Origin of the sequence: Microbacterium sp. PMB16, from assembly GCF_051294855.1 — a bacterium.
Classification (GTDB): domain Bacteria; phylum Actinomycetota; class Actinomycetes; order Actinomycetales; family Microbacteriaceae; genus Microbacterium.
The window spans coordinates 2,343,229-2,356,962 of the sequence record NZ_CP145908.1 but is presented as its reverse complement, the minus strand read 5'-3'; the positions used below and the strand labels follow the sequence as shown (position 1 = coordinate 2,356,962).

The 13,734-nt window shown below is 68.5% G+C and carries 11 protein-coding genes; 4 read left to right on the top strand and 7 right to left on the bottom strand.

Going from position 1 to position 13,734, the window contains the following annotated elements:
* Positions 1-83 precede the first annotated feature (83 nt).
* A complete protein-coding gene (locus tag V5D55_RS11365; protein WP_435743041.1) occupies positions 84-1,226 on the bottom strand; it encodes a hypothetical protein in 1,143 nt (380 codons plus the stop codon).
* Between the two features lie 71 nt (positions 1,227-1,297).
* Between V5D55_RS11365 and V5D55_RS11360 the strand changes: the two genes are divergently transcribed.
* Together V5D55_RS11360 and V5D55_RS11355 are read left to right on the top strand one after the other, a co-directional pair.
* Positions 1,298-2,662, top strand: a complete 1,365-nt coding sequence (locus V5D55_RS11360; RefSeq protein WP_435743039.1) for a polysaccharide biosynthesis tyrosine autokinase — start codon at positions 1,298-1,300, stop codon at positions 2,660-2,662.
* Between the two features lie 110 nt (positions 2,663-2,772).
* Positions 2,773-4,194 carry a polysaccharide biosynthesis tyrosine autokinase gene (locus tag V5D55_RS11355; RefSeq protein ID WP_435743037.1) on the top strand — a complete coding sequence of 474 codons (1,422 nt, stop codon included), beginning with the start codon at positions 2,773-2,775 and terminating at the stop codon, positions 4,192-4,194.
* A gap of 67 nt (positions 4,195-4,261) precedes the next feature.
* Here V5D55_RS11355 and V5D55_RS11350 read toward each other — a convergent pair whose 3' ends face one another.
* The 4 genes from V5D55_RS11350 to V5D55_RS11335 all read right to left on the bottom strand — a co-directional run bounded on the left by V5D55_RS11350 (position 4,262) and on the right by V5D55_RS11335 (position 9,447).
* Positions 4,262-4,987 (bottom strand): MBL fold metallo-hydrolase, encoded by a 726-nt coding sequence (locus V5D55_RS11350; protein ID WP_435743035.1) that lies wholly within the window; start codon positions 4,985-4,987, stop codon positions 4,262-4,264.
* Between the two features lie 33 nt (positions 4,988-5,020).
* The gene (locus V5D55_RS11345) at positions 5,021-7,534 is read right to left on the bottom strand and encodes a LuxR C-terminal-related transcriptional regulator (RefSeq protein ID WP_435743033.1); all 2,514 of its coding nucleotides are present in this window, start codon (positions 7,532-7,534) and stop codon (positions 5,021-5,023) included.
* Positions 7,535-7,869: 335 nt separating this feature from the next.
* Positions 7,870-8,841, bottom strand: coding sequence for a lytic polysaccharide monooxygenase (locus tag V5D55_RS11340; protein ID WP_435743031.1), 972 nt, complete (start codon positions 8,839-8,841; stop codon positions 7,870-7,872).
* 162 nt (positions 8,842-9,003) lie between these two features.
* Positions 9,004-9,447: a GtrA family protein gene (locus V5D55_RS11335; protein ID WP_435743028.1), complete on the bottom strand. Its 444-nt coding sequence runs from the start codon at positions 9,445-9,447 to the stop codon at positions 9,004-9,006.
* A 55-nt stretch (positions 9,448-9,502) separates the two neighbouring features.
* On the opposite strand from V5D55_RS11335, the gene V5D55_RS11330 reads away from it, so the two are divergent.
* Together V5D55_RS11330 and V5D55_RS11325 are read left to right on the top strand one after the other, a co-directional pair.
* Positions 9,503-10,288 carry a glycosyltransferase family 2 protein gene (locus V5D55_RS11330; protein ID WP_435743026.1) on the top strand — a complete coding sequence of 262 codons (786 nt, stop codon included), beginning with the start codon at positions 9,503-9,505 and terminating at the stop codon, positions 10,286-10,288.
* On the top strand, positions 10,285-11,736 hold the full coding sequence (locus tag V5D55_RS11325) for a hypothetical protein (RefSeq protein ID WP_435743024.1): 1,452 nt from the start codon (positions 10,285-10,287) through the stop codon (positions 11,734-11,736). Before V5D55_RS11330 ends, V5D55_RS11325 begins: the two co-directional genes overlap by 4 nt.
* 138 nt (positions 11,737-11,874) lie before the next feature.
* On the opposite strand, the gene glmM is transcribed toward V5D55_RS11325, so the two are convergent.
* Positions 11,875-13,233 carry a phosphoglucosamine mutase gene (gene glmM, locus V5D55_RS11320; protein WP_435743022.1) on the bottom strand — a complete coding sequence of 453 codons (1,359 nt, stop codon included), beginning with the start codon at positions 13,231-13,233 and terminating at the stop codon, positions 11,875-11,877.
* A 14-nt stretch (positions 13,234-13,247) separates the two neighbouring features.
* Positions 13,248-13,733, bottom strand: coding sequence for a 30S ribosomal protein S9 (gene rpsI, locus V5D55_RS11315; protein ID WP_435743019.1), 486 nt, complete (start codon positions 13,731-13,733; stop codon positions 13,248-13,250).
* Between the last annotated feature and the right edge of the window lies 1 nt (position 13,734).

The window sequence follows — 13,734 nt, the reverse complement described above, 5'->3', positions numbered from 1 at the left end:
CTGGAAGCCCCCTCAGACTTACTCACTCCCCTGGAGATATGTTCTCACAGGATTTGAGCAGGTCCGTGATCTATGGCGTTCCGCTACCCGGCGGGCGGCGTGTCACCACCCGACGTTTCCTCCGTCGACGGGTCGGTCGAATCCTCGGGTGCGGGAGTCGGATCCTGGTCGGGCGGGGATCCCTGCTGCGTGTTGTTCTGTTGCTGACCGCGGTCGATCTCGAAGCGCACCTGGTCTGCCGCCACCGCGACCAGCGCGTCCCGGTAGTCCTCCAGCGCCGCGATTCCCGCCGGTGACCAGAGGTTCGCCGACCCGACGATCGCGGCGGCGTCGGTCAGCGTCACGTGCAGTTCCTCGGCGGCATCGGGATAGCGGGCGATCGATCGCTGCGCCGCACCCGCGAACGAGGCGGCGTACGCGGAGACGGCGGTCTCGGCAGTCGGGCGGAGGGCGTCGAGCTGCGTCCGCACTCCTCGTGTCGCCGCGAGGGCGGCGTCAGCGGCCACCAGCTGCCCCTGCGCGGCGTCGATCGCGCTCCCCACCTCGACGAGCGAGTCCTCGTCGAGGTCAGGGCGCAGATACTCCGCCGGCAGGTCGGGCACGACGATCGCCGCAAGGCCGTCGGCGTAGGCGTCCACGGCAGTCAGCGCGGTCTGCAGGGCCGCAGCATCCGTCACTGCGATCGAGGCGCCGTCCTCGGACGATGCCGGGTCCGGCGCGGTGCCCGTGCTCACCAGGGCGGCGCGGATGCTCGCGGCATCCGTCTTCTGCGTTTCGACGTCGGCGATGATGCGGTCTCTCGTGCTCACGAGCGATTGATACGCATTCTGGATCGCCGCCTCATCGGCCTCCAGCGATTGCAGGGAACTCGCGGCCGGACTCGCCGTCGCCATCTGGACCGCCCCGACCGTGGCGGCGGCCGCGACGGCGACGACGGCGAGCACTCCGGAAGCCAACGCGAGGGCATCCACGCGCCGACGAGCGCGTCGTCCTGAGGGGGCGGTGCCGTTCGTTTCTGCGGCGCCGGGGATCGGCTGGTGCGCCGCCGCATCCACCATGCGGATCAGCTCGTGCGTGTTCGCCAGCGGGCGAGCCGACGCACCGCTCTCCCGCGGCGCACCGATCATCTCGCGCAGACGCCGCACGGTGTGGTGGTCGTCCAGCGGCGCGATCCCGGGGTCTGCGACGCGCGGGCCGTCCGGGAAGAGGTCGCTGAGAGCCGTCATGTCGCCTTCGTGATATATCGGTAGTCTCAGGAGACGATACCGCCGATCCGCCCCCGAAACGCTGGAGCTCCATGGATTTCCCCGACTATGTCCGGGTCCTCCGTCGGCAGGTGGTCCTGATCGTCGCAGGCCTTCTCATCGGGCTCTCGACCGGGGCGCTCATCGCGATGCTCACCCCGCAGCGCTACGAGGCGTCGGCCGATCTGATGGTGACGGTCCAGGTCGCCGACGCGGCGACCACGGCCGAGCGGGCGCTCGCCACCGGCTACGCCCGCCAGGTCGTCGAGACGTATCGGGTGATCGCCACCAGCTCACTCGTCCTCGCGCCGGTCATCGAAGACCTCGATCTGCCGATGACGCCCGCCGGACTCGCCGCTCGGATCACCGCCACGGTCCCACCCAACAGCGCGATCATCACGATCGCCGTCGCAGATGGCAATCCAGGACAAGCCGCTCGCATCGCGAACGCCGTCACGGAGAGCTTCACGACGCTCATCACCGAGACGCTGGAGAAGCGCGATCAGGAGACCGCCTACTCGGTACGCCTGGTCACACTGCAGCCGGCGCAGGTGCCGACCGCGCCCGTCGCTCCGAACCTGCAGCTCTCCCTCACGGCAGGAGCCCTCGTCGGCCTCGCCGCGGGGATCGGCATCGCCCTGCTGCGCGCAGCGCTGGATCAGCGGGTGCGCACGGCCGGTGATGTGGAGGCAGCCGTGGCCGTCCCTGTCCTCGGCCAGATTCCGATGGATCCCGACGCCGCGGAGCGTCCCCTCGCGGTGGGCTTCGCCCCGCGCAGTCGGCGAGCCGAGGCCTTCCGCGGCCTGCGCACCAATGTGCGATTCCTTTTCTCCGACGGCCAGGGCGTCTTCGTCATCACCAGCTCAGGTCCGAGCGAGGGCAAGTCGACGACGGCCGCCAACCTCGCCCTGGCGTTCGCCGACGCCGGGCACCGTGTCGCGCTCGTCGACGCCGACCTGCGGCTGCCGCGCATCGCCGAGTACTTCGACATCGAAGGCGGCATCGGGCTCAGCGACGTGCTGGCCGGCCGCGTCGAACTGAACGCCGTCATCCAGCGGTGGGGCCGTCGCGCGCTGTTCGTGCTGCCGGCCGGCACTGTGCCGCCGAACCCTGCCGAACTCCTCGGCTCGCGCGCCATGGAAGAACTCGTCGCCGCGCTCGTCGACGCCTTCGACGTCGTGATCATCGACGCGCCGCCGCTGCTGCTCGTGACGGATGCCGCTGTCATCGCCCGCGTCGCGACCGGAGCGATCCTCATCGCCGCCGCCGGATCGACGCAGGCGAATCGTCTGGCGGATGCCGCGCAGAGCATCGAGGCGGTCGGCGCGCAGGTGCTCGGCACCGTCGTCACCAAGGTCGTGACCCGCGGCACCGAGAGCACGATATATGGCGCCGCCGCAGCATCCGCCGACGCGTGACGCCGGAGATCGGGATCGGAGCGGTCACGCGCTGTGAAACAATGTCGAGAATCGTCATGTGGCTGATCTGATCTGATCGTTGCCGCACAGCAACAGGGGGAATCTGCCGCGTGGAACTTCGCGACTACGTACGTGTCCTGCATCGCAATTGGATCCTGATCCTGGTTCTGCTCCTCCTCGGCCTGGCCGGTGGAGCCGGATACGCCGCGATGCAGGAGCCGAAGTACACGGCATCCACCCAGCTGTACGTGTCGGTGCGCACCGAGGGCGCCGCGACCGGCGATCTCGTGCAGGGCACGACGTTCGCACGCCAGATGGTGACCAGCTACGTCGACGTCGTCGGCACAGCGCTCGTGCTCGAACCGGTGATCGAAGAGCTCGGGCTCGACGACAGCGTGTCGGGACTCAGCGGTCGGGTCACCGCGACGACCCCGCTGAACACCGTGCTCATCGACATCACCGCCACCGACCGCGATCCCGATCAGGCCGCCGCCATCGCCAACACCGTGGCCTCGAGCTTCCAGGATGCCGTGCAGAACACGCTCGAGCAGCCGGCGGCGGAGGGCGCGGTGAGCCCTGTGCGGATCAACGTCACCGAGCCCGCCGTCGCGCCGACCGCACAGACCAGCCCCAACGTCCGGCTGCTGATCATCCTCGGCGGCATCCTCGGGCTGGCCCTGGGCATCGCGATCGCGGTGTTGCGCACCGTGCTCGACAACCGCATCCACACGCTCCACGACATCGAAGCGCTGACCGACCGCCCCGTGCTCGGCGGCATCGCCTACGACCCCGAGGCGTCGAAGCGTCCGCTGATCGTGCACGCCGACCCGCGCAGCCCCCGCGCCGAATCGTTCCGCAGCCTCCGCACGAACCTGCAGTTCCTCAACGTCGATGCCGGACCCCGCATCTTCGTCATCTCGAGCGCGGGGCCCGGTGAGGGCAAGTCGACCACGACGGCGAACCTCGCGATCGCACTGGCCGAGACCGGTGCGCGCGTCGCGCTGGTCGACGGCGACCTGCGCCTGCCCCGTGTGGCCGACTACATGGACATCGAAGGAAGCGTCGGACTGACCGACGTGCTCATCGGTCGTGTCGACGTGGCCGATGCACTCCAGAAGTGGGGCACGAACGACCTCTTCGTGCTGCCCAGTGGTCAGGTGCCGCCGAACCCGAGCGAGCTGTTGGGCTCAGCCGCGATGGACCAGGTGCTCAAGCCGCTCGGCGACTACTTCGACTACGTGCTCATCGACGCTCCGCCGTTGCTGCTGGTGACCGACGCGGCTGTCGTGGGGAGCAAGACCCGCGGCGTGATCATCGCTGCCGCATCCGGCAAGACGAAGAAGCAGGAGCTCGCCGGAGCCGTGCGTTCCCTCGAGACCGCCGGCGTGAACCTGCTCGGCGTGGTCGTGACGATGCTGCCGACCAAGGGCCCCGACAGCTACGGTTACGGCGCGTACACCTACGGCGCGACCCACGACGCCGATGGCGCGCCCACGCAGCCGAAGAAGCGCAAGCGGGCCAAGGTCTCCTGACCCCGCGTCATACTCCGGCGAGAACCGGAGCTGGACCGTGCGCGACAGCACCTCAGCGCCCGCTCCCTCATCCCTTTCTCGCCATTGCTCCGTGCCCCGGGAGGAAGCAGGTGCCGACCGCCTCGTCGAGGAGCCGCTCGAAGGCATATTCCGTCGACGCCTGATCGGAGTGGAACATCGGATGCAGGAGCTGTAGGCCCTCGCGCTTCGTCGTGTGATGCCCCGTGACGAGAGCGTCTCCGGTGATCACGATGCCGTGGCGATCGAGGCGGTAGATCGTGTGGCCCGCGGTATGCCCACCGGTAACGATCGCCACGGGCCTTCCAGGGACATCGAGCGCCTCGCCGATCGAGTGCGCCGACACTCCGTCGAAGGCGACGTCCTCGAGGCCGCCGCTCCTGATCGCGGCGACCGCCCAGGAGGCCACGCGCGGGTTCCAGGCATTCCGCACGACCTGCGCGAGGGTGACCTGCTCGAGGAACTCCCGGCGCACGTGCCGGACTTCCGCTGCAGAGGTCAGGACCCGAGGGTGCCCGTCGTAGTGCTTCACGAGCCGTGCGATGTTCCCGATGTGGTCGGTGTGGCCGTGGGTGATGAGAACAGCCTCGAGACGAGTCGCCCCCGTGGTCGCGGCGATCGCTTGGAGCGAGTGCCTGACGAGATCGAAATCTCGCGGGTATCCGGTGTCGATGAGCGTGAGCGCGTCGCCCTCGGTGAGGACGGTCCAGTTGACGTGAGGACCCCGGACGAAGAAGACATCGTCGGCGGGGCGAGTGATCTCGAAGGGAGGCATGGCGGTAAGGACTCTCGTTTCGGGTGGAAAGGTTCAGGTCGAGCAGTGCAGGCGGACGCCGACTTCGTCCCGCGTCGCGACACCGAGTTTGCGAAGGACCCGATACACGTGCGTCTCTGCGGTGCGCCGGCTGATGTGCAACGCCTCGGCGATCTCCACGTTCGTCGCGTTCGCGGCGAGGAGCCGAGACACCTCCTGCTCTCGCGGTGTGAGCGAATCCGCGCGAGCACCGGCACGGATCGCGTCGAAGTCGGTCCGGGTGGCGCTCCGCAGCCGGGCTCGACGTTGTTGTGCACTGCGCCTGGTCTCGTTGTCGGTCGCCCAGTCGAACGCCCGGACGTACGCCTCGTAGGCAAGTGCATACCGGCCGCAGCGCTGCAGAAGATCGCCGGCGACGATGGCGTCGGCCGGGTCTCCCGAGGCCAGTGCCCGCCCGTAGGAGGAGCACGCCGCCGCGAACAAGCCGGGAATCATCGCGAGGAACGCCAGGTACTCGGACAGTCGTTCACTCGTTGCGTCCCGCTCGAGCAGCGCGGTCATCGTGATCACCGCCGACATCCGTCTGCCATGGGACCAGTTGGCGCGAGCGGCGTCCCAGTCGGGGTCGTGGCCGTCTGCCAGCACTGCGTCGGCGCCTCGGGCGCGCACCCATTCGCCGGATGTGCCCGGAAGAACACCGATCGCACGCGCGCGGAGCTCCTGCGCGACCTGAGACAGGCGGTGCGGCATCGAGCTCTTCATCCGCACCCCGATGATCTCGGCTGCGCTCAACACCGCGGCGGCCTCCGGCTCGCACAGGGCGGGAGGCGGGCCCATCGCCATCATGGAATTGAGCAAGGGTATGGATGCCTCGAGATCCCCCATGTAGACCCGGGCGAATCCGAGGGCGTACGCGGACTGCCACAGCGCAACGGCGTCGTGATGTCGTCGCGCCTCCTGGAACGACGCCTTGGCGAGCTTCTCAGCCCGCATCGCGTCACCCTCGGCGCAGCGGCACACCGTCTCGGCGACGACCCAGCGCGTGGTGCGCAACGATTCCGGCAACGCAGCCAACTCGTCGAGCGCCAGACGCGCCCCCACGAAATCGGCGTAGCCGCACAGCACATAGGCCCGCAGCTCGAGCAATCGAGCACGCAGGGCCGGATCGTCATCTGGATCGGGGACCAGCAGTTCGAGCATCGAAGCATCAATCCGCTCTCTGCGCAGCCGGATCTCGATCTCCACCGGGAGGAGGGCACGTTGCTGTGCGGGTGTCCGGGTGGACTTCGCATCGTCGAGCATCTTCAGCGCGTACTCGGCCTGACGATCGACGAGTCCGACCGAGTACGCCACACCTCGAAGGAGCGGCTCCGACATCTCTGCGAGAGGGAACCTCGCCCGGATGTCGGTGACGGCATCGAGCATCTCCTGATGATCGGGGAGACCTGAAGCGAGGAGGGCGGAGAGGTAAGCGGTCGCCGACTCCTCGGTGTGCGCGGTGGAGAACAGCTGTCGCGCCCGCTCCACTCGTGCTCGCGAGATCTCGTGGGACAGACGCACCGAAATGGCGTCACCCTCATCGGTGCTTCGCGTGTGGGCGCGCACCCCCGAGAGGTTTCCATCGCCGTAGTGAGTCATCAGTCTCCGGTGCAGCACCGGCGTGACCTCGTGACGGAAGTACTCAGCGAGGATGGGCGGCACGACCAGCGGCACAGGTTGCCCGCCGATGCTGCGCTCGTCGAGCAGCCCTCGCGCCTCGAGCTCTTCCAGCGTCTCGGTCGTGAGCTCGGCGGCGACGTCGGATCGACGTTGCAGGTCGCTGAGCGAGAGCACCGCCAACGCGTCGAGTTGGTCACGGTCCACGTCAGTGAGAAGTTGCTGCATGATGGGCACGAGCCCCGGCGACCAGGAACGATCCTTCGAGTGCCACTCGCCCCCGATGAACTCCAGCGACCCCCCGACCACACTTGCCTCGGCGATCGCCGCTGCGAGGAACGGGTGTCCTCCGGACAGTGCGAAGAGCCTGCTCAGCGTGGTCTCGTCGATCGGGCCACCGAGACACTCCAGGAGGAGGCGCTCGATCTTGTCGAACGCGACCGGTCCCACGCGGATCCGCAGATCGGCGTCGCCGGAGCGCAACCCGTAACGCTCCCGCGCGGGGCCGGCCGCCGTTACGACGAGTCGGATTCCGGGGACTGCGGAACGCGCAGCGGCCGTGAGGACCCCCAGTGAGTAGTCGTCCAGCTCCTGGGCATGGTCGACCAGGAGGAGCGTGCGGGACAGGTCGGGAGAGCTCAATCGCTGGATGATGTCTGCCGCGACCGGCGCGATACCTCCATCGAGAAGACCGAGCCCAGCGACAGACAGGGGCAGCAGGGGCAGCTTGCTCAGCGAACGGTTGCCACTCAGCCGAACGATCCGCCATTGCTCCGCGAGGAAGGAACCGTGAATCTCGTCGAGGAAGAAGGTCGCGCTCGCTTCGAAGTAACTCGACACCTCGATCCACCGCATCCCACGATGCAGGGCTCTTCCCAACTCCTCGCGCTGAAGGTGGTAGATGTCGCTCATTCAGCACCGTTCCATGGTGATCGGAGAAAGAAAGGTGGGCGCGTGTCTGGGGAAACACGCGCCCACGACTCGGGCTGATGCCCGAGGATTGGGGATCGGCCGCCGCTGTGCGCTGGGGAGAGCGAGGAGGCGGCCGAGAACAAGTCTCGGCTGCGCACACGTAGCGCGAGGCCGGCCGGGCCTGATTTGCGTGTGGTCATCGCTTCGATGCGTACCCTGCGGGCTCAGAGTCAGTGGGTGGATCGTCTACGTACATCCCGACTTCCGTCACCGCTCAGTGCACAGACGCAGAGCACCCCGATGACCGAAGCCATCGGGGTGCTCTGCGTCTCACGTCAGTGGGCGTGCGCGTGGGAGTGATCCGGCGCGTGTGCGGGAAGTTCCACGGGCTCCCAGAGCGACAGGGCGGTGATCCAGGTCTCGTCGCCCCATCCGCGGTGGGTCTGAACGGCACGGAACACGGTTCCGTTGTGCTGGACGAGGTCTCCGACGACATAGCCTGCGTATGCGGACCACTGGGCCACGCCCTCGACCGGGTCGACCGGATGCACATGGTCGGACGGCTCCGCCGGGTCGACGGGATGCACATGGTCGGACGGCTCCGCCGGGTCGACCGGATCGATCGGGTCGATCGGGTCGATCGGATCGACGGGGTCGATCGGGTCGACCGGATTGACGGGGTCGACGGGATCGGCCGCTCCCCCGCCGCGGATGTCGATGTCGATCGTGTTGTAGAACGCGTTCTGCGTGTCGGCGATGTCCCAGACGGCGTAGATCACGTGGTAGCCGGTGTGATCCGAGGGGATGTTCAGCGTGTGCACGGTCGGGACGGCGGGGATCTCACCGCGGCCGTCGAAGCTGGTCAGCGGTTCGAGGTCGGAGCGGTCCAGTTCGTCGTTCTGGTCCCAGCCCTGCTTGGTGATGTAGTACCGCCACTCGGAGGTGCGGTGCGCGGCGGTCAGTGACCAGGCCACCTGCACGGGTCCTGCCTGCACGATGTTCTTCGCCCACCGTGTCGATGACTGCTCGTCGAGGGTGCCGCCGAAGAGCCCGCCGGCGGAGGCGAGCTTTCCGTCTGCGGGACCGGCCGCCGGGAAGCCCTTCGGCGCCTCGAGACTCTGCGGCTCGTGCTGAGCGGTGCCGCGGTCGGCGTTCGCCGTCCAGGCTGCGCGAGAGATGAGCGACGACGGGGTGCCGCCGACGAAACCGTGCGCGGAAGCGGGAGAGGCAGGGGCGATGAGCAGGCCGGCGGCGGCGAGGGCCGCCACGCCGAGCGCGGCAGACCCGAGTCTGGAGAAAGTTGTCATGCCTCCATGCTTCGGGGGCGAGGCTGTCGCAACCCTCGCCCGCCGCATTCGCACGCCACATTTACGTAGGGCGCCGGCTCGAAATACGTGGATGCCGCCGAGACGTCTGTGAACAGGCAAGGTCATCGTCACCGGCAGGACGAACCGATCACGCGTCACACGTCAGGGCTTCGGAGCGACCCGGAAGACGACCCAGTGGTACAGCACGAACCGGAGCATCACCACGATGACGATGCTGATGAGGTTCACGACGTTGACGGCGAACGCGCCCGGCGTGCGACCGAGCACACCGGCGACGGCCTCGACCCCCACCCAGACGAGGGCGGCGCCGATCGCCGTGCACACCGCGTTCGTCCCAAGGAACAGGGCGACCTCGGCGGTCCTGCCGCGACGATCGCGGTGGCGGAAGGTCCACTCCCGATTCCCGATGTACGCGTTCACCAGGGCGACGAGCGACGCGACGATCTTCGCGCCGACCACATCCCAGCCCCACACGTAGACGAGGAGGTTGAAGACGCCGACCTCGATGAGGGTGCTGAGCGCACCGACGACGAGAAAGCGGCTGCCTACGCCGGCGAGTCGGCGCAGTCGTGAGGGAGGATTCATGGCTCAACTAGGCTACTTGCAGAATCCCCCGCGCCCGGCCACCACGAGGACCCCAGTGACTCTCCCGCATCTCGCCATCGTCATGCCCGCCTTCAACGAAGACGAGGGCATCCGAGGGTTCATCGACGAGATCAGGGATTCCGTGGCCTCCCTCGCGGACCGCGTCAGCTTCCACATCGCCGACGACCGGTCGACGGACTCCACCGCTGCGGTGTTCGATGACGTCGCCGACGTCACCGTGGAGGTGCAGCCGGTCAACCGCGGTCACGGGCCGACCGCGCTCGCGGCGTACCGGGCCGGTCTCGCCGCGAACCCCTCGGTGCTCGTGCACGTCGATGGTGACGGCCAGTTCTACGGTCGCGATTTTCCTCGGTTACTCGCCGCTCTCACGCAGGCGGATGCCGATGTCGTCCACGGTGTCCGCGACGGTCGCACCGACCCCTGGTACCGCAAGGCGCTGACGGCCGCCGTCGGCGTGCTGATCGCTCTCGCCGCAGGTCGCCGCATCCCTGACGTCAACACACCCTTGCGCGCCTACCGACCCGACGCGCTGCGAGTGCTCGTCGACGCGATCCCGGCGGACGCCGCCGTGCCGCACGTGCACTTCTCCTTGGCCGAGGCGCGCGCCGGGTTCACCGTGCGCTACCTGCGCGTCGCGAGCATCCCCCGGCGCGGCGCGTCCACGACGGGAACCATGTGGGGTCGCGGGTCGGGGGTCAGCCTGCCGCCGAAGCGTCTGCGCCAGTTCGTGCGCGGCGCCCTGGCCGAGGCGTGGGCACTGTCTCTGCGTCCGTCGGCCCCGCTGCGCAGCATCCGCCGTCCGGAGCCCGCGTCGCGATGACCCGCACCCGGACGATCCTGTTCTGGGCGGTCGCGGCCGCGTTGGTGGTCGGACACGCGATCATGGCGTGGCACAGTCTGGTCGTGTGGCGGTTCTGGGAAGACGAGGCATTCAACCTGACGGTTCCCCGCAACCTCCTCGACGGGCTGGGCTACTCGAGCGACGGAGCCCTCTCCGGATCGACGATCACCCCCTTCGACCCGCGCATCTCGACTGGGCCGGTCGTTCTGCTCCCCGTCGCCCTGCTGCTCGCCACGGGCGTCGATCCGGTCATGGCGGCGCGGCTGGTCCCGCTGGCCTACTGGGTGGTGCTACTGGCTGGCCTCTTCGTGATCGCCCGGAGGATCGGCGGCCGCTGGGCGGGGTTGCTCGCGGTGGCCGTTCCACTCGCCTTCACGACGAGCGCCGGATACTCCCCCATCCAGGGACCAGCCGACCTGCTCGGCGAGATCCCCGCTGCGGCGCTCCTGGTGTGGGCGCTGATCCTGCTGCCGCGGCGGGCATGGCTGGCCGGGCTCCTGGTCGGCCTCGCGATCCAAGCGAAGCTCATCGCGCTTCTCGCTCTGCCGGCATTCGCGATCGCACTCTGGGTCTTCTCCGATGGGACCGGCTGGGCGCGCGTGCGCGATCTGCTCCGCCGCTGCTGGCTGCCCCTCGTGCTCGTCGCCACGCCGACACTGCTGTTCGAGGTCGTCGCGCTCTTCTCGCTCGGGTTCTCCGGGTATGCGCAGCACGTGCGCTCACTCGGGGGCTTCCTGCTCAGCGGCGGTCAGGGCAACGCCGGCTCGACGGTGATGCAGAAGCTCGGCACGCTCGCCGAGTCCTGGTCGCTTCCCGGTGTCCTCGCCGTGGTCGGAGCGGTCATCGCCGTCGGCCTCGCTGCCACTGGAGTCGCCCTCCGGTGGCGTACGGCGACTCAGGAAGAGCGCATCGTCATCGCCTATGCGCTGGCCGCGTTCGTCGGTGCGCTCGCGTTCATCGGCTGGTGGGCGACCGCCTCACGCCTGCCGCTGTGGGTGCGTCATCCCGCACCCGGCGTCTTCGCCTTCTTCCCGATCCTCGCGGCCGTCGCCGTCTGGGCGGTGGTGAGGATACTGCGGCCCTCAGTAGTGCGCACAGCGGGGCTCGTCATGGCATCCGCTCTCGCCCTGGTCGTCGGCGCCGGATCTGTCATGCATGTCATCGCCGTGTCGACGACTCCGGTCTTCACCCTGCAAGCCCAACGGGCAGAGATCGCACCGATCGCCGCCTGGCTCGCGGAGAATGACGTCGAGTGGCTGGCCGCCTCACCCTGGGGCTACGCCGTGTCGCCGATCGTGCTCAGTGGCGCGCACGTGGGCCTCGACGACGCTCCTGCGATGGACGGCGTGCCCCGCCTCACTCTGAAGGAATGCACGACCGAGGTTCTCCTCGATACCGGCACCTATCGCATCTGCGCGGCACCATGACGCTGAACCATCGCCGACCTCGTCGAGGCGACGACGGGGTCTGACGGCTAGCGGGTCCGACGACGAACGCCCCGCCCGACGAGATCGGGACGGGGCGTTCGAGTGTTCGTGCCTGCGCTCGGCGAGCGGCGAGTGGCGTCAGAGCGCCAGGCGCTCCTGCACCACCGCAGCGAGGCGGTCGGCGTAGGCGCGGACCGATTCGGCATCGGCTGCTTCGACCATGACGCGCACGAGCGGCTCTGTACCGGACTTGCGCAGCAGCACCCGTCCGGTGTCGCCCAGTTCGGCCTCGACCTCGCGGACGGCCTGCTGCACGCCCTCGTCGTCGGCGACCCGGTCCTTGTCGACATCGCGGACGTTGATGAGGACCTGCGGGTACACCTTCATCACCGCGGCCAGCTCGGCGATCGACTTCTTCTGGCGCGCCATCTCGGCGACCAGGTGGAGGCCGGTGAGCAGTCCGTCACCCGTGGTGGCGTACTCGCTCATGATCACGTGGCCGGACTGCTCGCCGCCGAGTGCGTAGCCGCCGGCGTTCATGTCCTCGAGGACATACCGGTCGCCGACCGCCGTCTGGCGTACGGTGATGCCGTGCTCGCGCATCGCGACGTGCAGGCCGAGGTTGCTCATCACGGTGGCGACGAGGGTGTCGTCGGTGAGGTGGCCGCGTTCCTTCATCGAGACGGCGATGATCGCCATGATCTGGTCGCCGTCGATGTGGTTGCCCTGAGCGTCGACCGCAAGGCAGCGGTCGGCGTCGCCGTCGTGGGCGATGCCGATGTCGGCGCCCAGACGCACGACGGCCTCGGCGAGGTTGTCGAGGTGGGTCGAGCCGACGCCGTCGTTGATGTTCCAGCCGTCGGGATCCGCACCGATGACGGTGACCTCGGCGCCCGCGTCGCGGAACGTCTCAGGAGAGACGCCGGATGCCGCGCCGTGTGCGCAGTCGAGCACGACGTGGATGCCTTCGAGCTGGTTCGGCAGCGAGCCGAGGAGGTGGAGGACGTAGCGGTCCTCCGCGTCGGAGAACCGTTCGATGCGGCCGACACCGGCGCCGGTCGGGCGCAGCTTGTCGCCCGCCATGGCCTCTTCGATGCGCTGCTCGACCACGTCGGGGAGCTTTCGCCCTCCGCGCGCGAAGATCTTGATGCCGTTGTCGGGCGCGGCGTTGTGCGACGCGGAGATCATCACGCCGAAGTCGGCGTCACGATCGGCGACGAGGAACGCGAGTGCGGGCGTCGGGATGACACCGGCCTCGAGCACGTCGACACCCGAGGAGGCGAGCCCTGCGGAGACGGCCGCCGTGAGGAAATGCCCGGAGACGCGGGGGTCACGGGCGACAACTGCGAGGAGTCGCTTGCCTTCGGCTTTGCGAGACTCCGCAGTACGGCCCTGGCCCAGGACGACAGCTGTCGCCTGGGCCAGGGTGAGCGCGAGGTCGGCGGTGAGGATGCCATTGGCAAGTCCTCGCACACCGTCCGTGCCAAAGATCGGCATCGGAGCAGTTGACCTTAACGCTTCGAGTACTGAGGCGCCTTACGGGCCTTCTTGAGTCCAGCCTTCTTGCGCTCCTTGACGCGAGCGTCGCGCGACAGGAAGCCGGCCTTCTTCAGGGTCGGACGGTTGTTCTCCTCGTCGATGCCGTTCAGCGAACGGGCGATGCCGAGACGCAGTGCGCCGGCCTGACCCGAGGGGCCACCGCCGGAGATGCGGGCGATCACGTCGTACGAACCTGCGAGGTTCAGCACCGTGAACGGGTCGTTGATCAGCTGCTGGTGCAGCTTGTTCGGGAAGTAGTCCTCGATCGTGCGGCCGTTGACCGTGATCGTGCCGGAGCCGGGGACGATGCGCACGCGGGCGATGGCCTGCTTGCGACGACCGACAGCGGCGCCCGGGACGTTGAGCACGGGGCGGGGAGCCGCCTCGACTGCGTCGGTCTCAGGGGTCGAGGTCGAGAAGCTCTGGGGGGTTTCGGTGGTGTCCTGGATGTCAGCCACG

What these genes read in the sequence shown, in the direction of transcription:
- V5D55_RS11365 (WP_435743041.1), bottom strand. Translation starts at nt 1,226, where the DNA reads ATGACGGCTCTCAGCGACCTCTTCCCGGACGGCCCGCGCGTCGCAGAC.
- V5D55_RS11360 (WP_435743039.1), top strand. Translation starts at nt 1,298, where the DNA reads ATGGATTTCCCCGACTATGTCCGGGTCCTCCGTCGGCAGGTGGTCCTG.
- V5D55_RS11350 (WP_435743035.1), bottom strand. Translation starts at nt 4,987, where the DNA reads ATGCCTCCCTTCGAGATCACTCGCCCCGCCGACGATGTCTTCTTCGTC.
- V5D55_RS11345 (WP_435743033.1), bottom strand. Translation starts at nt 7,534, where the DNA reads ATGAGCGACATCTACCACCTTCAGCGCGAGGAGTTGGGAAGAGCCCTG.
- V5D55_RS11340 (WP_435743031.1), bottom strand. Translation starts at nt 8,841, where the DNA reads ATGACAACTTTCTCCAGACTCGGGTCTGCCGCGCTCGGCGTGGCGGCC.
- V5D55_RS11335 (WP_435743028.1), bottom strand. Translation starts at nt 9,447, where the DNA reads ATGAATCCTCCCTCACGACTGCGCCGACTCGCCGGCGTAGGCAGCCGC.
- V5D55_RS11325 (WP_435743024.1), top strand. Translation starts at nt 10,285, where the DNA reads ATGACCCGCACCCGGACGATCCTGTTCTGGGCGGTCGCGGCCGCGTTG.
- glmM (WP_435743022.1), bottom strand. Translation starts at nt 13,233, where the DNA reads ATGCCGATCTTTGGCACGGACGGTGTGCGAGGACTTGCCAATGGCATC.